Source organism: Enterobacter sp. LU1 (assembly GCF_008271405.2).
GTDB lineage: Bacteria > Pseudomonadota > Gammaproteobacteria > Enterobacterales > Enterobacteriaceae > Enterobacter > Enterobacter hormaechei_C.
The window spans coordinates 1408881-1427886 of the sequence record NZ_CP043438.2 but is presented as its reverse complement, the minus strand read 5'-3'; the positions used below and the strand labels follow the sequence as shown (position 1 = coordinate 1427886).

Sequence of the window (19006 nt, the reverse complement as noted above, 5' to 3'; positions counted from 1 at the left end):
GTTACTGTGACGCAAGCTTAACAGGATAAGGAATAGGTATGCGCAATCGCACTTTTGCGGATCTGGACCGTGTGGTCGCTCTTGGCGGAGGTCACGGTCTGGGACGCGTGATGTCGTCGTTATCGTCACTGGGCTCGCGCCTGACGGGCATCGTGACAACAACGGACAACGGCGGCTCAACCGGGCGGATCCGACGTGCTGAAGGCGGGATTGCCTGGGGTGACATGCGCAATTGCCTCAACCAGCTTATCACGGAGCCAAGCGTGGCCTCGGCGATGTTTGAGTACCGTTTTGGCGGAAATGGTGAACTTTCAGGCCATAACCTTGGAAATCTGATGTTAAAGGCGCTGGATCACCTGAGCGTGCGCCCTCTGGAAGCGATCAATTTAATTCGTAACCTGTTAAAGGTGGATGCATTCCTGATCCCGATGTCTGAACAGCCGGTGGATTTAATGGCGATCGATGCCGACGATCACGAAGTGTATGGTGAAGTGAATATCGACCAGCTTCTTCTTCCGCCAAAAGAGCTGATGACCTACCCCAGCGTACCCGCAACGCGTGAAGCGGTAGAAGCGATTGCCGAGGCCGATCTGATCCTGATTGGGCCGGGAAGTTTTTATACCAGCCTGATGCCGATCCTGCTGGTGAAAGAGCTGGCGCAGGCGCTGCGCAGAACGCCTGCGCCCATGGTCTATATCGGTAATTTAGGCCGCGAACTCAGCCCGGCGGCGGCAAGCCTGTCGCTGGCGGATAAGCTGGACCTGATGGAACAGTACGTTGGTAAGAAAATTATCGATGGTGTCGTGGTCGGGCCGAAAGTGGATGTATCGGGGATTGGCGATCGCGTGGTGGTGCAGGAGCCGCTGGAAGCCAGCGATATTAAATATCGCCACGACCGCCATCTGCTGCGCGAGGCGCTGGAGAAGGCGATTCAGGCATTAGGTTAGGTTCGTTTTGTGCGGCCTGATGCCCTCACCCCGGCCCTCTCCCACAGGGAGAGGGAGAAAACGCCACCGGGCAAAAAACTACGATGCCGCAATAAACAGATCCCGCAGCTGATGCAGCTGATCGCGGATTTGCGCGGCCTCTTCGAACTCCAGGTTCTGCGCATGCTGCATCATCTGCCCTTCCAGCTCGTGGATCTTCTGCTGCAACGCTTTCGGCGTCAGCGCGACGGTATCCTCTTCCACCACTGAACGGGCCTTGCCGCGGCCTTTCGCTTTGGTCTTCGCAATGTTCTGACCCAGCGCCAGGATATCCACCACCTTCTTGTTCAGCCCCTGCGGCGTGATGCCGTGCTCTTCGTTGTAGCGCTGCTGCTTCTCGCGACGACGTTCCGTTTCGCCAATCGCTTTGGCCATCGACGGGGTGATTTTATCCCCGTACAGGATCGCCTTCCCGTTGACGTTACGCGCGGCGCGGCCAATGGTCTGGATCAGCGAGCGCTCGGAACGCAGGAAGCCCTCTTTGTCCGCGTCCAGAATCGCCACCAGCGACACCTCAGGCATATCCAGCCCTTCTCGCAGAAGGTTAATACCGACCAGCACGTCGAACTCGCCCAGACGCAGATCGCGGATGATCTCCATACGCTCCACGGTATCGATATCCGAGTGCAGATACCGCACCTTCTCGCCGTGTTCTTCCAGATACTCCGTCAAATCTTCCGCCATACGTTTGGTGAGCGTGGTAACCAGCACGCGCTCGTTGATGACGGAGCGGGCACGTATTTCCGAGAGCAGATCGTCCACCTGCGTCGCCACCGGACGCACCTCGATAATCGGATCCAGCAGCCCGGTCGGACGCACCACCTGGTCCACCACGTCATCACCGGATTTTTCCAGCTCGTAGTTGCCCGGCGTGGCCGATACGTAGATGGTCTGCGGAGCAAGCGCCTCAAATTCTTCAAACTTCATCGGACGGTTGTCCAGCGCTGACGGCAGTCGGAACCCGTACTCCACCAGCGTCTCTTTACGCGCGCGGTCACCGCGGTACATCCCGCCGATCTGGGGGATCGTAACGTGGGATTCGTCGATCACCAGCAGGCCGTCCGCCGGAAGGTAGTCAAACAGCGTCGGCGGCGCTTCGCCCGGCCCGCGCCCGGAGAGGTAGCGCGAGTAGTTTTCGATGCCGGAGCAGTAGCCCAGCTCGTTCATCATCTCCAGATCGAACTGGGTACGCTGGCTCAGGCGCTGCTCTTCCAGCAGCTTATTGTTCGCCAGCAGCACCTTGCGGCGGTCCGCCAGCTCGGTTTTGATCTCTTCCATCGCCTGCACAATACGCTCGCGCGGCGTTACATAGTGCGTTTTCGGGTAGATGGTGAAGCGCTGGATCACCGACTCGACGTGACCGGTCAACGGATCGAACAGCGACAGGCGTTCAACCTCTTCGTCGAACAGCTCCACGCGCAGCGCCATATCGTCCGACTCCGCCGGGAAGATATCAATCACCTCGCCGCGCACGCGGAAGGTCCCGCGCTGGAACGCCTGATCGTTACGGGTGTACTGCAACTCCGCCAGACGGCGCAAAATCGCACGCTGATCGATGATCATCCCCTGCGTCAGGTGCAGCATCATCTTGAGATAGAGATCCGGATCGCCCAGGCCGTAGATCGCCGACACCGAGGCCACCACCACCACATCACGACGCTCCAGCAGCGCCTTGGTCGCCGACAAACGCATCTGCTCGATATGTTCGTTCACCGAGGCATCTTTCTCGATAAACGTGTCGGAGCTGGGAACGTAGGCTTCCGGCTGGTAGTAGTCGTAGTAGGAGACGAAATACTCCACCGCGTTTTCCGGGAAGAACTCTTTCATCTCACCATACAGCTGCGCCGCCAGCGTTTTGTTCGGCGCGAGAACCATCGTCGGACGCTGGAGATCGGCAATGACGTTGGCAATGGTGAAGGTTTTGCCCGAACCGGTAACCCCCAGCAGGGTCTGGTGCGCCAGCCCGTCCTCCAGCCCCTCTTCCAGGCGACGAATAGCCTCGGGCTGATCCCCGGAAGGACGGAAAGCAGAATTCAGTTTAAACGGTTTACTCATGGGCGACGACCTGATGACAGAATAAGCGGCAGGTGAGTAATTTTACTCGTTGTGGCCAGGATTGCCAGTAAAAAACACTGGATGAAAAACCAGTAGCGTGTCAGGATATTTAGCGTAGCGCAGAGAGGATTAGTGCGTTCGCGAGCCAAATTTCGACTGTGACAAAATAAAACACCAGCCTCAGGGGGTTATCCCCAGAACTATTACTTTTTTAACATTTGTCAAGGGCGGTTATGAAAGTTTTATGGCAACAGGTGTCGCTGGCGTTGAGGGAATTGCTTTTATCTAATTCGTTAAAAAATAAAGACTAATTTATTAAGCCGCGTTTCGCATCAATTTGGTTGTAACCCGCGTATTCTCTCGCTTATCGCGGGTTTTCTAACTCTAATGCACAAGGTTATCCACAGGAATAGTGGATAACTGCCTCCAGCCCGTACAGCATGCACTCCAGCAAATTCCCGGTTTTTCCCACGAAGCGGCAGTAAAAAATTTTTATCACTCTTTTTTGCCTGGAAAACGTTCATTTTTTCATAAGCGACTGGCGAGATCTTAATCACAATTCTGTCATTTCTCCTGCACCACAATTCGACATACGCAGCACCGGGAGTGTGCAATTCGTATAAACGTTCAGCTTTTGATAGTGAGTTATTCCTAAAAATGGCCTTTTTTTAATCATTATGAAGTTCCTGGCAGGCGTTTTGCAGACATCACTCTGTGCATCACCCCACACATTTTTAAGGAGAGAAAGATGTTGAGTCTGCGTGCTGTAAATCAGTTTTACGGAAGCCAACATACGCTATGGAACGTGAATATCGATTTCCCGCAAGGCATCTGTACGGGCATTGTTGGCCTGCCTGGCATGGGCAAATCCACGCTTATGAACTGCATTACCGGAAAGGTGCCCGTCGAGAGCGGCACCATCATCTGGCATGAGGCTGGCGCGCCGCCGCATAACTTGCTCAACCCTGCGTCCGCATTCCCGGCGCCGCCGACGATAGGCTACGTCCCGCAGGATCGGCGAATATTTTCCCAGCTCACCGTCGATGAAAATCTGCATATCGCTATGCGGGCGACGGGGAAACCCGATCCGGCATCAAAAAGTGACGTGTATGCCCTGTTTCCGGAGCTCTATCCGCTGCGACAGAGCCGTGCCTCTGCGCTGTCCCCTGACGACCAGTATCAGCTGGCCCTCGCCAGTGCGCTGGTTAATCGTCCGCGCGTGTTGATTCTGGATGAGCCCATGCATGGCGCAGGGCACGGTTTCGCGCGCAGGCTGGGGCAGTTGCTGGTGCGGTTGAATCGGGAGCTGGGAATGACGGTGCTGTTAGCGGAGCAACAGCTGTCGTTTATCCGCCGGGTAGCGGATCGTTTCTGCATGCTCTATCGCGGGCGTAACGTGGCACAGGGCCACGTTAACGAGCTGGATGACGACCTTATTGCGCACTGGATGGCGCGGGACATAAGGCGCTGAGGTCGAGATAGCGTCCGGTTTCCGCCTGCTCTGCGCCGTCGGCAAGCCACGGGATCTCGCCGAGAAACGGCGCAGGCAGCACCCGCTTCAGCGTCGCCAGATACTCAGCATGACGTTTACCCGGCGCTACCACGTCATTGGCAATCCACCCTGCCAGACGCAACCCGGCCTGCTGCACGGCCTGGGCGGTCAGCATGGCGTGATTGATACAGCCAAGCTTCACGCCAACCACCAGAATGACCGGAAGCTGCTCGGCCTGCACCCAGTCAGCAAATGTCTGCTCGTCGGACAGCGGGGTAAACCAGCCGCCAGCCCCCTCCACCAGCACCCAGTCGGCCTGTGTTTCCAGGTCGCGTAACCCGGAAGAGAGCACCGAAAAATCAATCGGACGATCTTCATCGACGCTGACGATGTGCGGCGAGGTGGGTTCAGCAAAGGTATAGGGGTTCACCGCAGAATAGGCCAGCGTAAGGCTGCTGTTACGCTGTAGCGCCAGCGCATCGGTATTACGTAAGCCTTCCGGCGTCATCTCGCTGCCGGAGGCTACGGGCTTATACCCGGCCGTTGTTTTCCCCAGCAGACGCGCCGCCTGCAACAGCGCGGCGCTGGCAACCGTTTTACCGACTTCAGTGTCCGTACCGGTAACAAAATAACGTTCAGTCACGTTCAATAATCCCATGAAAAAGATGATAAGAGAGCGGGAACCGGCCCCGCTCCTGCGGCCAGGCCAGCTCGAGACGCTGGAGTTGGCCGCGGGTAAGGGGTTTCTTCTCCCGTCCGGCGTGCAGGTGCGTCGCGCCTATGCCCTTAAGCGATCGCATGGCGCTTAACGCATCGCTAAATTCGAGGGTGACGGTCTGGACCACGCTGCGATAGCGCCAGCCTGCCAGCGCCTGAGTGACCTGTTCGTGCGAGAGAAACCGGTTGACGTGCGGCTGTGCATCCACTGCCCTCCACGCCTGATTCAGCTCTGGCAACGAACTTTCCAGCAAGGTGGTAAAGGCCACCGCTCCGCCGGGCCGCGCCACGCGGTATAGCTCGCGTAGGGCCTGCGGCAGGCTGGCGCACCACTGCACCGCCAGATGGCTCCAGACGAGGTCAAACAGCGCATCCTCCAGCGGGATGGCCTCGATATCGGCCACCAGATAACGGTCTGCTGACTGCTGCTGGCGGGCCTCATCCAGCATCTGCGCGGATAAATCCAGCGCCGTGACGTGGCTACCCGTTGCGCGCCAGTAGCGGCTATTGCCGCCAGGCCCGCAGCCAGCGTCGAGCACCTGCGCAAAACGCCCCTCACCGAGCGCGGCCAGCAGCCCGCGGGCGCTCAGGCGTTGCAGCTCATCGTGCTGTGAATAGCTTTGCGCTGCCCGGCCAAACGCGGCGGCAACGGCCTGTTTATTGACAGGAGACATACAGTGCCTCCAGAAGCGTATCGATATCCTGCGGCTCGTGCGCTGCCGTGAGCGTCAGACGCAAGCGCGCGGTGCCTGGCGGCACGGTGGGTGGGCGGATCGCCGTGACCCACTGCCCGCGCTCTCGTAGCGCCTGTGCCAGCATCAGCGCCCGATGGTTTTCACCCACAATCACGGGCTGAATGGCGCTGTGCGAGTCGGTAAGCCGGTAAGGCAGTGCGCTTACCCCCCGGCGAAAACGCTGAATATGGTCGGCCAGGCGCGCCCGGCGTTCAGCGCCGTCTTCGCCGCGGATCACCGCAAGCGACGCAGAGAGCGCCACGGCCTGCGCCGGGGGCATGCTGGTGCTGTAGATCAGGTGCCGGGCGAACTGCACCAGGTAATCGGCCACCGGCTCGCTGCACAACACCGCGGCGCCGCTGACGCCGAAGCCTTTGCCGAAGGTGACCACCAGCAGTTCCGGCCTGACGCGTTGCTGGTGCGCGCTTCCGCGCCCCTCCTCGCCGGTGACGCCAATGCCGTGGGCATCGTCGACCAGCAGCCAGGCGTTCTGCTGTTTTGCGACGTCATGCAAAGTGGCAAGCGGCGCGCTGTCGCCGTCCATGCTGAATACCCCTTCCGTCACCGCCAGCTGAAGCCCTGAACAGGGTTTACCCAGCAGGACGTTCAGCTGAGAGGCATCGTTATGGGCAAAACGCCGCAGCTGCGCCGGGCTGAGACTGGCCGCTTCAAGCAGGGACGCGTGGCTCAGGCGGTCCGCGATGATGCGGTCGTCTTTGCCCATCAGGGCGGTAATCACCGCCTGATTCGCGGCAAAACCGGAGATAAACAGCAGCGCCCGCGGGTAGCCCAGCCAGTCGGCCAGCTCTTCCTCCAGCGCCTGATGCGCCGTGGTGTAGCCGCTGACGTGCCCGGAGCCACCGCTGCCCACGCCGTAACGATCCGCGCCCTGCTGCCAGGCGCGAACGATCTGCGGGTGCTGGCTCAGGCCCAGATAATCGTTGCTGGAGAAATTACAGAACCGCTCTCCTTCCCGGGAGAGAAAACGGCCTGCACCGTTTTCCACTACCCTGCGCACCCGAAACGCATCCGCCGCCCGCCGCTCGTCGAGCGCGGTCCTGATACGTGCCTGCCAGGTCATACGGCTGCCGCGTTGTAGAACTGGTCGGTGTCGGCGTTAAAAATCTGCTGCTCCAGCTGCTGCTGTTGCTCGTTATCCCCCGCCTGTACCTCGGTCTGGTGTGGGTTCAGCCCCAGCTTGCGGAACAGCTGGACATCTTTGTCCTCTTCCGGGTTTGGCGTGGTCAGCAGTTTGCAGCCGTAGAAGATGGAATTGGCCCCGGCCATGAAGCACATCGCCTGGGTCTGCTCGCTCATCTGCTCGCGACCGGCAGAGAGGCGAACGTAAGAGGTCGGCATCATGATGCGCGCCACCGCGATGGTGCGGATGAAATCGAAGGCATCCACGTCCTCGTTATCCGCCAGCGGCGTCCCTTTTACCTTCACCAGCATGTTGATGGGCACGCTTTCCGGCGGGGTCGGCAGGTTTGCCAGCTGTAACAGCAGGCCGGCACGATCTTTTACCGTCTCGCCCAGTCCCACGATCCCGCCGGAACAGACCTTGATCCCCGCATCACGCACTTTATCCAGCGTGTCCAGACGCTCCTGATAGGTGCGCGTGGTGATGATGTTGCCGTAGAACTCCGGCGAAGTATCGAGGTTGTGGTTGTAGTAATCCAGCCCCGCCGCCGAGAGACGCTGCGCCTGCTCTTCGTTCAGCGTACCCAGGGTCATGCAGGCTTCAAGCCCCATCTCCTTCACCCCCTTCACCATCTGCTCCAGATAGGGCATGTCGCGGTCATGCGGATTTTTCCACGCCGCGCCCATGCAGAAGCGGGTCGAGCCAGCGTTTTTGGCCTTGCGCGCGGAGTCGAGCACTTGCTCGACTTCCATCAGGCGCTCGGATTCGAGACCGGTTTTATAGCGCGCGCTTTGCGGGCAATATTTGCAGTCTTCCGGGCAAGCCCCGGTTTTGATCGACAGCAGCGTGCTGACCTGAACATGACGCGGATCGAAGTGCTGGCGGTGCACCTGTTGCGCCTCAAACATCAGCTCCAGGAAAGGTTTGTTGAATAATTCAGTGACTTGCGACATCGTCCAGCGTGCGTGGTGAGCCATCGGGCTTCTCCAAAGGGTTTTGTTAATTGTCGGTTCGGTTTATACTTGTAAACCTAAAACTTTTCAAAATGGTTTACAAGTCGATTATGACCCAGGACGATCTCGCCTTCGACAAGCAGCATATCTGGCACCCTTACACCTCCACGACCCGCCCCCTTCCCGTCTATCCGGTAGCCTCGGCCCACGGCTGCGAGCTGCATCTTGCCAGCGGCGAGCGGCTTGTTGACGGGATGTCCTCCTGGTGGGCGGCGATCCATGGCTACAACCACCCGCGACTGAACGCGGCGATGAAAGCGCAGATTGACCAGATGTCACACGTGATGTTTGGCGGGATCACGCATCAGCCCGCGGTGGATTTATGCCGTCGCCTGGTAGCGATGACGCCTGAATCGCTGGAGTGCGTTTTCCTGGCCGACTCCGGCTCGGTGGCCGTGGAAGTGGCGATGAAAATGGCGTTGCAGTACTGGCATGCGAAGGGCGAAACGCGCCAGCGGTTCCTTACCTTCCGCAACGGCTATCACGGCGACACTTTCGGCGCGATGTCGGTATGTGATCCGGACAACTCCATGCACAGCCTGTGGAAAGGCTATCTGCCGGAAAACCTGTTTGCGCCAGCCCCGCAGAGCCGCTTCGACGGCGAATGGGACGAGATGGACATGGTGGGCTTCGCGCGGCTGATGGCGGCCCATCGCCACGAGATTGCCGCCGTTATTCTCGAACCGATTGTGCAGGGCGCGGGCGGAATGCGGATGTACCATCCCGAGTGGCTGAAGCGCATTCGAAAGATGTGCGACCGCGAAGGGATCCTGCTGATTGCCGATGAGATCGCCACCGGCTTTGGCCGCACCGGGAAATTGTTCGCCTGCGAGCATGCGGGGATCGCGCCGGATATTCTGTGCCTGGGGAAAGCGCTCACCGGCGGCACCATGACGCTCTCCGCCACGCTTACCACCCGCCAGGTTGCCGATACCATCAGCGACGGCGACGCGGGCTGCTTTATGCACGGCCCGACGTTTATGGGCAACCCGCTGGCCTGCGCCGTGGCAAGCGAAAGCCTCGCCATTCTGGAAAGCGGCGCATGGCAGACGCAGGTGGCGGCGATTGAGGCGCAGCTGAAGCAGCAGTTAAGCGCGGCGGCGGAGGCGGAATACGTCGCGGACGTCCGCGTACTGGGCGCCATCGGGGTAATCGAGACAACGCATCCGGTGAACATGGCCGCGTTGCAGCGCTTCTTCGTTGACCAGGGCGTGTGGGTGCGACCTTTCGGTAAGCTGATTTACCTCATGCCGCCGTACAGCATTTCTGCGGATCAGCTCCGCAAGCTGACCGGGGCAGTGGTTGAAGCCGTTAACACTTCAGCGCATTTCGCGATTTAACCCCATGCGTTACACTTTCTGAATGAGTGAGTAACGAGGGAAATCGGATGAAAATCATCAGTAAAGATTTGCGCGACGGCGAAAAGCTGCCGGAACGTCACGTGTTTAACGGGATGGGTTATCAGGGGGATAATATCTCTCCCCATCTGGCGTGGGACGATGTGCCAGCGGGAACCAAAAGTTTTGTCGTGACCTGCTACGATCCGGATGCGCCAACCGGGTCGGGCTGGTGGCACTGGATCGTGGCAAACCTGCCCGCCGACACGCGCGTGCTGCCGCAGGGCTCCGGTTCCGATCTGGTTGCTCTGCCTGACGGTGCGATTCAGACGCGCACTGACTTTGGCAAAGCGGGCTACGGCGGCGCGGCGCCGCCAAAAGGGGAAACGCACCGCTATATCTTCACCGTGCACGCGCTGGATGTGGACAAGATTGAGGTCGACGAAGGGGCGAGCGGCGCGATGGTAGGCTTTAACGTGCATTTCCATTCGCTGGGTAGCGCGTCGATTACGGCGATGTATTCGTAATCGTGCGGGCTGATGCCCTCACCCCGGCCCTCTCCCACAGGGAGAGGGAGAAAACCTAACAATTCCCTCTCCCTGTGGGAGAGGGTTAGGGTGAGGGTAAAAATCACAGCACCGAAGGTAACAGCCCCACCAGCCGTCCTTCCTCCAGAAGCTGCATCGCCTTATCAATATCCGGCGCAAAGAAGCGGTCGTCATCGTAGTGCGTAACGTGCTCGCGCAGTTCATGGCGCGCCTGCTCCAGCAGCGGGCTGGATTTTAGCCCTTCGCGCAAATCAATACCCTGACACGCCGCCAGCCACTCCACCGCCAGCACGCCGCGGGTGTTAGAGGCCATCTCCCACAGACGACGCCCGGCAGCCGGGGCCATCGAAACGTGATCTTCCTGGTTGGCTGAGGTTGGCAGGCTGTCCACGCTGTGCGGATGCGACAGGGCTTTGTTCTCGCTTGCCAGTGCCGCGGCGGTGACCTGGGCAATCATGAAGCCCGAGTTCACGCCGCCGTTGCGCACCAGGAATGGCGGTAGCTGGGACATGTGCTTATCCATCATCAGCGCGATTCGACGCTCAGACAGCGCCCCGATTTCGGCAATCGCCAGGGCGATATTATCTGCGGCCATCGCCACCGGCTCGGCGTGGAAGTTACCGCCAGAAACCACCTCGTTTTCCTGAGCAAATACCAGTGGGTTATCGGACACCGCATTGGCTTCGACCAGCAGCACTTCTGCCGCCTGGCGCAGCTGCGTCAGGCATGCGCCCATCACCTGCGGCTGGCAGCGCAGGGAATACGGATCCTGCACCTTCTCACAGTTGTGATGCGAATCGGCAATGTCGCTGGTATCGGTAAGTACGTGGCGGTACATGGCGGCGGCATCAATCTGACCGCGCTGGCCGCGCACCTCGTGGATGCGGGCATCGAACGGACGACGCGAGCCGAGCACCGCCTCAGTGGTCAGTGCACCGCACACCACCGCCGAGGCGAACAGATCTTCCGCTTCAAACAGACCGCGCAGCGCGAAAGCGGTCGACGCCTGCGTGCCGTTGAGCAGCGCCAGCCCCTCTTTTGCCGCGAGGGTGATCGGCGTTAAGCCAGCTTTTTTCAGCGCCTCTTTCGCAGGCAGCCACTCCCCTTGCCAGCGCGCCTGGCCTTCACCCAGCAGGAGCAGCGACATATGCGCCAGCGGCGCCAGATCGCCGGAGGCGCCGACGGAGCCCTTCGCCGGGATCCACGGATAAACTTCCGCATTGACCAGCGCCATCAGCGCCTGGATCACGCTCAGACGAATGCCGGAAAACCCACGCGCCAGGCTGTTGATTTTCAACACCATCATCAGGCGGACGATCTCATCGTCCAGCGGCTGGCCAACCCCCGCCGCGTGCGACAGCACCAGCGAACGCTGTAAATTCTCCAGATCGTGCGTGGCGATGCGGGTCTGCGCCAGCAGGCCAAACCCGGTATTGATGCCGTAGGCGGTGCGCCCCTCCGCCACAATCGCCTCCACGCAGGCCACGCTGTCGTTAATGGCACGGTGGGCGCTTTCATCAAGGGAGAGTGTCACCGGCTGACGCCAGACGTGACGCAGCTGTTTGAGCGTCAGCGAGCCGGGAGTAAGTGTTAACGCGTTCATGCAGGCTTTCCTTGTGTGGCGGGGATCATCGGCAGGTTCAGGCCCTGCTCTTTGGCACAATCAATGGCAATCTCGTAACCCGCATCCGCGTGACGCATCACGCCGGTTGCCGGGTCGTTGTGCAGCACGCGAGCGATACGCGCGGCCGCTTCATCAGTTCCGTCACAGACGATGACCATCCCGGAGTGCTGGGAGAAGCCCATCCCGACGCCGCCGCCGTGGTGCAGCGACACCCAGGTCGCGCCGCTGGCGGTGTTCAGCAGGGCATTCAGCAGCGGCCAGTCGGAGACCGCATCCGAGCCGTCGCGCATGGCTTCGGTTTCACGGTTCGGACTGGCGACAGAGCCGGAGTCCAGGTGGTCGCGGCCAATGACGATCGGCGCGGAGACTTCGCCGCTGCGCACCATTTCGTTAAAGGCGAGGCCGAGTTTTTGCCGCCACTCCAGCCCGACCCAGCAGATACGCGCCGGCAGGCCCTGGAAGTTAATGCGTTCGCGCGCCATATCCAGCCAGCGATGCAGGTGTTCGTCGTCGGCGACAATCTCTTTCACTCTGGCGTCAGTTTTGTAGATATCCTCCGGGTCGCCGGACAGGGCAACCCAGCGGAACGGCCCAATGCCGCGGCAGAACAGAGGACGGATATAGGCGGGCACGAAGCCGGGGAAGTCAAAGGCGTTATTCACCCCCATTTCTTTCGCCATCTGGCGGATGTTATTCCCGTAATCAAAGGTCGGAATACCCATCTTACTGAAGGCCAGCATCGCGGAGACGTGTTCCGCCATGGCGCGTTTGGCCGCCAGTACCGTGCCCTCAGGATCGGTTTCCGCTTTTTGCTGGTAGTCTTCCCACGTCCAGCCTTTTGGCAGATAGCCGTGGAGCGGATCGTGAGCGCTGGTCTGGTCGGTGACCAGATCCGGACGCACGCCGCGCGCCACCAGTTCCGGCAGAATATCCGCCGCGTTGCCGCACAGGGCAACCGACACGGCTTTGCCTTCAGCGGTGTACTTTTTGATGCGCGCCAGCGCGTCATCGAGGTTGTCGGCCTGCTCATCGACATAGCGGGTACGCAGACGGAAATCGATGCGGCTCTGCTGGCACTCAATGTTCAGGGAGCACGCGCCCGCCAGCGTCGCGGCCAGCGGCTGCGCGCCGCCCATGCCGCCCAGTCCGGCGGTGAGCACCCAGCGGCCTTTCAGTGATCCGTTATAGTGCTGACGGCCCGCTTCCACGAAGGTTTCATACGTGCCCTGCACAATCCCCTGGCTGCCGATGTAGATCCAGCTACCCGCGGTCATCTGGCCGTACATGGCCAGCCCTTTTGCGTCCAGCTCGTTGAAGTGTTCCCACGTCGCCCAGTGCGGCACCAGGTTGGAGTTGGCAATCAGCACGCGAGGCGCATTTTTATGGGTTTTGAATACGCCCACCGGTTTGCCGGATTGCACCAGCAGCGTTTCGTCGTTTTCGAGATTCGTCAAAGACTCGACAATCGCGTCATAACACGCCCAGTTGCGCGCGGCGCGGCCAATGCCGCCGTAGACCACCAGCTCGTGGGGATTTTCTGCTACCTCAGGATCAAGGTTGTTCATCAACATGCGCAGCGGTGCTTCGGTGAGCCAGCTTTTTGCGGTGAGCGTGGTGCCGCGCGCGGCGCGGACATCCTGCTTGCGGTATTTATCTGACGACATTGTGTGTTCCTCATAAGGGACAGGTGATGCATTTAGATATACTTGTATAGACAAGCACACACAAGGTCGGATTTAACAAAAAAGATACAATTTTGCTATATTGCGTTAGCGATCACGCTTATAAAACTTATGACATAAAGTGGCCCTGTAACCGGTAGCGATTCCCCGGGAATAGCAGCTTCGCATGCGATACAATTTGCGAGGACGACCAGGTACGACGGCGGATCAGCAGACAGGGATCGTGCTCTTTAATACGCAACAGCTCGCACTCCTGCGGCGTGGCGCGCACGGCTTCCACGATATGCTCCCCTTCCGTCAGCGGGGCGACGAGCGAGAGATACGCATGCGGTGTGGTTTGGGTGTAATCCTGGCTCAGGTAGTCCGGTATCCGCTCCGCGTTGACGCAGCGGTCTTCAATCTGGACCGGAATGTCGTTCTCATAATGCACCATCACCGAATGGAAAATCCGGGTGCCCTCGGTAACGTTCAGCTCGATGGCCTGTTCGGCGCTGGCCTGCGTCTCTTCAAGCACCAGCACCTCGCAGTGGTGCTGATGGTTGCGGGCGGCAATTTCATCGGCAATGCTGCGGATTTCAAACAGCGCCGACTGTCCTTTTGGCTCGGCGACAAAGGTTCCGACACCCTGCAAACGCACCAGCAACCCTTCATCGGTCAGTTCACGCAGTGCGCGGTTGATGGTCATTCGGCTAAAGCCAAACTGCGCCACCAGCTCGGCCTCGGACGGAATGCGGTCGTGCGGGCGCCAGACGCCGGCGGCGATTTTTTCGCTGATCGCCTGCTTCACCTTTTCGTAAAAAGGCGCGGGAGGGCTCGGCTGCGGCAGGGGCGAGCGTGAAAACATCATGACTCCTTGAATGTTGTTATGCCCACCAGTGAGCAATTTGCCAGGCCAATCGGGCGGCGAGCTTAGCGCCCTGACCGTCCCGATCGTAGTGCGGATTAAATTCCACCAGATCCGCCGCCTGTAGTTTACCGCTTCGGCAGATACGCTCAATCACCGGGAACAGATCCAGCGCCGGGATCCCCAACGCCGCAGGGGCGGACACGGCGGGCATTTCTGCGGCAGGCAGCACATCGAGGTCAACGGTGAGATAAACCCGGTCTGCCTGCGCAAGCACGCTATCTAGCGCGGATAGCGCATCCCGGCGAAAATCGAGATCTTCAACCAGCGTCACGTTCAACCGCTCAGCTTCCTCCCACAGCGCCTGAGTATTCGCCGCACGGCTTACCCCCAGGCAGGCGTAGTGAAACACCCGCGACTGAGACGCGCAGTAGTGCGCCAGCTGGCGGAACGGCGTGCCGGACGTTGCCCGTTCGGCCTTGCGTAAATCGAGGTGCGCATCCAGGTTGATCACCGCAAGGCGATCGTTCGGAAAGGCGTCCAGCACGCCGCGCCCGTGCGCCCAGGCGGTTTCATGTCCACCACCGAAAACCAGAGTACGCATCCCGGATTGCTGGCACGCGGTTATGGCCTCGCTCAGCGCCTGCTGTGCCGCCTCCAGCGCGTGGCCTTCAACATAAATAGCGCCCATATCCACGAGGCGCGCATGCCCCTGATGGCTCGCCATATTCGCCAGCGCGCCACGCAACACATCGGGCGCCTGTGCAGCACCGGGCCTGCCCTGGTTACGCTTAACCCCTTCATCACATTCAAAGCCCAGCAGGGCGATGCCTGACGGCGCGGGAGAAAAGTGTTCGCGCTGCTGTATGGTCTGGAAGAGACGCTTCGCGGTGCTGGACTCGGCGCTGTCGTCACGACCCTGCCAGACCTGCGGAGAAACGGGATGCCACAGTTTCATGCTACCTGCCCCCGAAACACGCGTTGATACAAAGGATTCCGCCCCGGCTCGTAAACCATCTCAACCGGATGATTCGCCTCCCAAACGACGAAATCAGCCACATAACCGGGCTTTAACTGCCCGTGCGTCGCACCACGTCCTAGCGCCTGCGCCGCATGCCGCGTCACGCCAGCCCAGGCCTCTTCCGGCGTGAGGCCAAACTGGACGCAGGCCATGTTCATTGCCAGATGCAGGCTGGCAAACGGGCTGGTGCCCGGATTGTAGTCGGTAGCCACCGCCATCGGCACGCCCTGCTCTCTCAACTGCGCCACCGGTGGACGCTGGCGCTCCTGAAGAAAATAGAACGCGCCGGGGAGCAATACCGCCACCGTGCCGCTTTGCGCCATCGCCTGAATACCTTCATCATCAAGATACTCAATATGATCGGCCGACAGCCCTTTATACTGGCTGACCAGCGCCGCGCCGCCGAGATTCGACAGTTGTTCTACATGCCCTTTTACCGGGATCCCGAGCGCGGCGGCGGCCCGGAACAGGCGCTCGGTTTGCGCCGGGGTAAAGCCGACGTTTTCACAAAACACGTCCACCGCTTCAAATAACTCTTTTTGCCATAGCGTGGGCATGATCTGCTCACAGACCAGCGCCAGATAGGCATCCGGATCCTGTCGGTACTCGGCAGGAACGGCGTGCGCGGCCAGCAGCGTCGGGCTGATATCGACCAGATTATTCAGGCTGAGCTGGCGGGCAACCAGCAGCATTTTCTCTTCGGCTTCGGCATTCAGTCCGTATCCCGATTTGATTTCAACGGTCGTTACGCCTTCATTCATCAGCCGCTGGAGTCGCTGCTGCGCCACCGTCAGGAGCGTTTCCGGCGAACTGTTGCGGGTGGCCGTGACCGTGGCGTTAATTCCGCCGCCCTGCGCGCTAATGGTCTGATATGACACGCCGTTAAGCCGTTGCTCCCATTCCGCTGCGCGATCGCCGCCGAACACCAGATGGGTGTGGCAATCGATCAGGCCGGGGGTAACCAGACGCCCGTCGAGATCGACACACTGACGATGCCCGGAGGGGATCTCGGATTCAGGAATAATGGCCAGAATCGTCTGGCCGCGCACAACGAGGGCATGTTGTTCTCTCAGGCCGTAGGGCTCCGCCTCACCTGTCGCCAGGGTTGCCAGTCGCGCATTTCGCCATATCACATCATCGGGATGAAGCTGCTGCATGTGCCTTCCACTTGTCATGGGTTGTATAGACATTTATTTTCATCTGCCGCCTGCTGTCAACCGCATTGGGGGAAAATGTTATTTATTTGTGATGACTTTCCCGTCGCCTGCGGGCAAAAATGCAACTTTTCCGGTTTTTATCTTCCCGTTTCGCTCAACTTAGTATAAAAAAGCAGGCTATTTCGTCTATCCAGATAAGACTTGCATACCCAGGAGCATTACCTTGAATATTTCCAGGATTTCCCGTCTGGCGTTGGCACTCGCCTTTGGCGTGACTTTATCCGCTTGCAGTTCAACACCACCGGATCAGCAACCTTCTGAGCAGGTTGCTCCGGGCACCGCTTCCCGTCCGATCCTGTCAGCGGCTGAAGCGAAGAACTTCACCCGTGCGCACTATTTCTCGGCGATGGATCCCAATGCAGCCCCGTGGACGCCTTCTTCTATTAACCTGCCGAAACAGCCAGACTTCGTTGTCGGCCCGGCCGGGGCAGAGGGCGTTACACACACCTCTATTCAGGCAGCCGTTGATGCCGCAATTACCAAACACAGCGCATCTCGTCAGTACATTGCCATCCTGCCGGGTGAATACGAAGGAACCGTTTATGTTCCGGCGGCACCGGGAAGCATTACGCTTTACGGCCTGGGCGAAAAAGCGGTCGACGTAAAAATTGGCCTGGCGATTGATTCAGAGATCGACAGCACCACCTGGCGCCATCTGGTGAACCCGGCCGGTAAATACATGCCAGGTAAACCGGCGTGGTATATGTTTGATAACTGCCAGCGCAAGCGTGCCGCCACCATTGGCGTGATGTGTTCGGCGGTATTCTGGTCACAGAACAATGGCCTGCAATTGCAGAACCTGACCATTCAGAACACCCTGGGCGACAGCGTTGACGCAGGTAATCATCAGGCCGTGGCGCTGCGTAGCGATGGCGACAAGGTACAGATTAACAACGTCAATATCCTGGGCCGCCAGAACACCTTCTTCGTGACCAACAGCGGCGTGCAGAATACCCTTCAGAACAACCGTCTGACGCGTACTCTGGTCACCAACAGCTACATTGAAGGCGACGTGGATATGGTCTCTGGCCGCGGCGCGGTGGTATTTGATAACACCGACTTCCGCGTGGTGAATTCACGTACGCAGCAGGAAGGTTACGTCTTTGCCCCGGCCACGCAGTCTAACCTGTTCTATGGCTTCCTGGCCGTGAATAGCCGCTTTACTGCTGCTGGCGATGGCGTGGCGCAGCTTGGTCGCTCTCTGGACGTGGACTCCGCCACTAACGGCCAGGTCGTGATCCGCGACAGCGTGATTAACGAAGGCTTTAACATGGCAAAACCGTGGGCGGATGCGGCGATCTCGAAACGTCCTTTCTCCGGCAACACCGGCACGGTGGATGATAAAGACAACGTGCAGCGTAACCTGAACGACGCTAACTTTAACCGCATGTGGGAATACAACAACCGCGGTCTGGGTAGCAAAGTGGTTGCTGAGCCGAAGCAGTAAAATGCCTGCTGCCGGGTGGCGGCTGCGCCTTACCCGGCCTACCTCATGCATTAACCGCGCATAAAAAAAACCTCGCATTTGCGAGGTTTTTTTCGTCTACGGATCAATGAGCGTTAATCACAACCCACATCGGCCCTTGTCCGACCGCATAGCGTCCTTTCTCTTCCAGTAGACCCTGCACGCCCTGGATTTCATAGAGCGCAATGTGGTGGGATTTCTGCCCCGCCGCAATCAGGTATTTGCCGCTGTGATCGACATTAAAGCCGCGCGGCTGGGTTTCTGTCGGCTGGAAGCCTTCAACTGCCAGAACGCTGCCGTCTTCAGAGACGCTGAAGATGGTGATCAGACTGGAGGTACGGTCACAGGCATACAGGTGACGGCCATCCGGCGTAATGTGAATGTCTGCCGCCCAGCGTGTGTCGGAGAAATCAGATGGCATCATGTCCAGCGTCTGTACGCACTCGATCTGCCCGTTAGGATCGTTCAGTTCCCACACGTCTACCGAGCTGTTCAGCTCGTTAACGACATAGGCATACTGCTGATTCGGATGGAAGACCATGTGGCGCGGGCCTGCGCCTTCCACGGTGGTGACTTCCGCCGGGCTCTGCGCGACCAGATGGCCGTCATCGCTCAGGGTGAACAGGCAGATGCGGTCCTGCTTAAGCGCTGGCACCCACAGCGTGCGGTTATCCGGCGAAATGTTGGCGGAGTGGCAACCTTCTAGCCCTTCTACCACGTCGACGGTTTCAACGGGAATACCGTCTTCCAGGCGGGTGACGCTCACGCAGCCTGCATTGTAGGAGCCGCTGAAGATAAAGTTGCCTTTATGGTCAGTGGAAATATGGGTCGGGCTGCCCGGCAGCGGGGCTTCTGCGGTATAGGTCAGCGCGCCGTCATCCGGGGAGATGCGGTATGCCAGCACGCGGAATTCCGGGCGTACGCCGACATAAAGAAAACGTTTATCCGGGCTGACGACCATCGGCTGCACCTGGCCTGGCACATCAACAACCTGAACCAGCGTAAGCGAACCTTCTGTATTCAAACGCCAGACATGGATCTGCTGACTTTCAGGACTGGCGGTATAAACGGTTTGTTTCATGAATACTCCTGATTATTTTTAACGGTGAATGCTGAATTGTAGTCCGGGA

General features: G+C 59.3%; 16 protein-coding genes. 5 read left to right on the top strand and 11 right to left on the bottom strand.

Translation table 11 applies throughout. The features are described from left to right. Positions 1–38: 38 nt before the first annotated feature. Positions 39–947, top strand: a complete 909-nt coding sequence (gene yvcK / locus FZF21_RS06875) for a uridine diphosphate-N-acetylglucosamine-binding protein YvcK (RefSeq protein WP_017384936.1) — start codon at positions 39–41, stop codon at positions 945–947. A 78-nt stretch (positions 948–1025) separates the two neighbouring features. Here yvcK and uvrB read toward each other — a convergent pair whose 3' ends face one another. Next, entirely contained in the window at positions 1026–3041 is a 2016-nt protein-coding gene (gene uvrB / locus FZF21_RS06870) for an excinuclease ABC subunit UvrB (protein WP_045142379.1), read from the bottom strand. A 748-nt stretch (positions 3042–3789) separates the two neighbouring features. On the opposite strand from uvrB, the gene FZF21_RS06865 reads away from it, so the two are divergent. After that, complete coding sequence (locus FZF21_RS06865; protein WP_015571086.1) at positions 3790–4512, top strand: ATP-binding cassette domain-containing protein; 723 nt, start codon at positions 3790–3792, stop codon at positions 4510–4512. Here the strand turns inward: FZF21_RS06865 and bioD are convergent. The 4 genes from bioD to bioB are packed head-to-tail and all read right to left on the bottom strand — an operon-like array spanning position 4475 to position 8102. Then, entirely contained in the window at positions 4475–5176 is a 702-nt protein-coding gene (bioD, locus tag FZF21_RS06860; RefSeq protein WP_074162668.1) for a dethiobiotin synthase, read from the bottom strand. The two genes, FZF21_RS06865 and bioD, sit on opposite strands and share 38 nt — an antisense overlap. Beyond that, complete coding sequence (gene bioC / locus FZF21_RS06855) at positions 5169–5924, bottom strand: malonyl-ACP O-methyltransferase BioC (RefSeq protein WP_045343742.1); 756 nt, start codon at positions 5922–5924, stop codon at positions 5169–5171. The genes bioD and bioC overlap by 8 nt, the downstream gene beginning before the upstream one ends. After that, on the bottom strand, positions 5908–7065 hold the full coding sequence (gene bioF / locus FZF21_RS06850) for an 8-amino-7-oxononanoate synthase (protein ID WP_032670302.1): 1158 nt from the start codon (positions 7063–7065) through the stop codon (positions 5908–5910). The genes bioC and bioF overlap by 17 nt, the downstream gene beginning before the upstream one ends. Beyond that, entirely contained in the window at positions 7062–8102 is a 1041-nt protein-coding gene (bioB, locus tag FZF21_RS06845) for a biotin synthase BioB (protein ID WP_023303328.1), read from the bottom strand. Before bioB ends, bioF begins: the two co-directional genes overlap by 4 nt. Before the next feature lie 68 nt (positions 8103–8170). Here bioB and bioA point away from each other — a divergent pair, with 68 nt between their 5' ends. Together bioA and FZF21_RS06835 are read left to right on the top strand one after the other, a co-directional pair. Beyond that, positions 8171–9478 (top strand): adenosylmethionine--8-amino-7-oxononanoate transaminase, encoded by a 1308-nt coding sequence (bioA, locus tag FZF21_RS06840; protein WP_047057931.1) that lies wholly within the window; start codon positions 8171–8173, stop codon positions 9476–9478. Between the two features lie 47 nt (positions 9479–9525). Next, a complete protein-coding gene (locus FZF21_RS06835) occupies positions 9526–10002 on the top strand; it encodes a kinase inhibitor (RefSeq protein ID WP_003858531.1) in 477 nt (158 codons plus the stop codon). 103 nt (positions 10003–10105) lie between these two features. On the opposite strand, the gene hutH is transcribed toward FZF21_RS06835, so the two are convergent. The 5 genes from hutH to hutI form a co-directional block, all read right to left on the bottom strand. Continuing rightward, positions 10106–11626, bottom strand: a complete 1521-nt coding sequence (gene hutH, locus FZF21_RS06830) for a histidine ammonia-lyase (RefSeq protein ID WP_149120997.1) — start codon at positions 11624–11626, stop codon at positions 10106–10108. Beyond that, the gene (hutU, locus tag FZF21_RS06825) at positions 11623–13311 is read right to left on the bottom strand and encodes a urocanate hydratase (RefSeq protein WP_003858533.1); all 1689 of its coding nucleotides are present in this window, start codon (positions 13309–13311) and stop codon (positions 11623–11625) included. The genes hutH and hutU overlap by 4 nt, the downstream gene beginning before the upstream one ends. 127 nt (positions 13312–13438) lie before the next feature. Then, on the bottom strand, positions 13439–14173 hold the full coding sequence (locus tag FZF21_RS06820) for a histidine utilization repressor (protein ID WP_017384945.1): 735 nt from the start codon (positions 14171–14173) through the stop codon (positions 13439–13441). 19 nt (positions 14174–14192) lie between these two features. Then, the gene (gene hutG / locus FZF21_RS06815) at positions 14193–15131 is read right to left on the bottom strand and encodes a formimidoylglutamase (RefSeq protein WP_015571092.1); all 939 of its coding nucleotides are present in this window, start codon (positions 15129–15131) and stop codon (positions 14193–14195) included. Further along, entirely contained in the window at positions 15128–16351 is a 1224-nt protein-coding gene (gene hutI, locus FZF21_RS06810) for an imidazolonepropionase (RefSeq protein WP_040117393.1), read from the bottom strand. Before hutI ends, hutG begins: the two co-directional genes overlap by 4 nt. 223 nt (positions 16352–16574) lie before the next feature. Here hutI and FZF21_RS06805 point away from each other — a divergent pair, with 223 nt between their 5' ends. Next, entirely contained in the window at positions 16575–17858 is a 1284-nt protein-coding gene (locus FZF21_RS06805; RefSeq protein ID WP_017384948.1) for a putative acyl-CoA thioester hydrolase, read from the top strand. A gap of 103 nt (positions 17859–17961) precedes the next feature. Here FZF21_RS06805 and pgl read toward each other — a convergent pair whose 3' ends face one another. Further along, entirely contained in the window at positions 17962–18957 is a 996-nt protein-coding gene (gene pgl / locus FZF21_RS06800) for a 6-phosphogluconolactonase (RefSeq protein ID WP_015571095.1), read from the bottom strand. Between the last annotated feature and the right edge of the window lie 49 nt (positions 18958–19006).

Coding starts and splice junctions, on each gene's coding strand:
- yvcK (WP_017384936.1), top strand. CDS start 39: ATGCGCAATCGCACTTTTGCGGATCTGGACCGTGTGGTCGCTCTTGGC.
- uvrB (WP_045142379.1), bottom strand. CDS start 3,041: ATGAGTAAACCGTTTAAACTGAATTCTGCTTTCCGTCCTTCCGGGGAT.
- FZF21_RS06865 (WP_015571086.1), top strand. CDS start 3,790: ATGTTGAGTCTGCGTGCTGTAAATCAGTTTTACGGAAGCCAACATACG.
- bioC (WP_045343742.1), bottom strand. CDS start 5,924: ATGTCTCCTGTCAATAAACAGGCCGTTGCCGCCGCGTTTGGCCGGGCA.
- bioF (WP_032670302.1), bottom strand. CDS start 7,065: ATGACCTGGCAGGCACGTATCAGGACCGCGCTCGACGAGCGGCGGGCG.
- bioB (WP_023303328.1), bottom strand. CDS start 8,102: ATGGCTCACCACGCACGCTGGACGATGTCGCAAGTCACTGAATTATTC.
- bioA (WP_047057931.1), top strand. CDS start 8,171: ATGGTTTACAAGTCGATTATGACCCAGGACGATCTCGCCTTCGACAAG.
- FZF21_RS06835 (WP_003858531.1), top strand. CDS start 9,526: ATGAAAATCATCAGTAAAGATTTGCGCGACGGCGAAAAGCTGCCGGAA.
- hutH (WP_149120997.1), bottom strand. CDS start 11,626: ATGAACGCGTTAACACTTACTCCCGGCTCGCTGACGCTCAAACAGCTG.
- hutU (WP_003858533.1), bottom strand. CDS start 13,311: ATGTCGTCAGATAAATACCGCAAGCAGGATGTCCGCGCCGCGCGCGGC.
- FZF21_RS06820 (WP_017384945.1), bottom strand. CDS start 14,173: ATGTTTTCACGCTCGCCCCTGCCGCAGCCGAGCCCTCCCGCGCCTTTT.
- hutG (WP_015571092.1), bottom strand. CDS start 15,131: ATGAAACTGTGGCATCCCGTTTCTCCGCAGGTCTGGCAGGGTCGTGAC.
- hutI (WP_040117393.1), bottom strand. CDS start 16,351: ATGCAGCAGCTTCATCCCGATGATGTGATATGGCGAAATGCGCGACTG.
- pgl (WP_015571095.1), bottom strand. CDS start 18,957: ATGAAACAAACCGTTTATACCGCCAGTCCTGAAAGTCAGCAGATCCAT.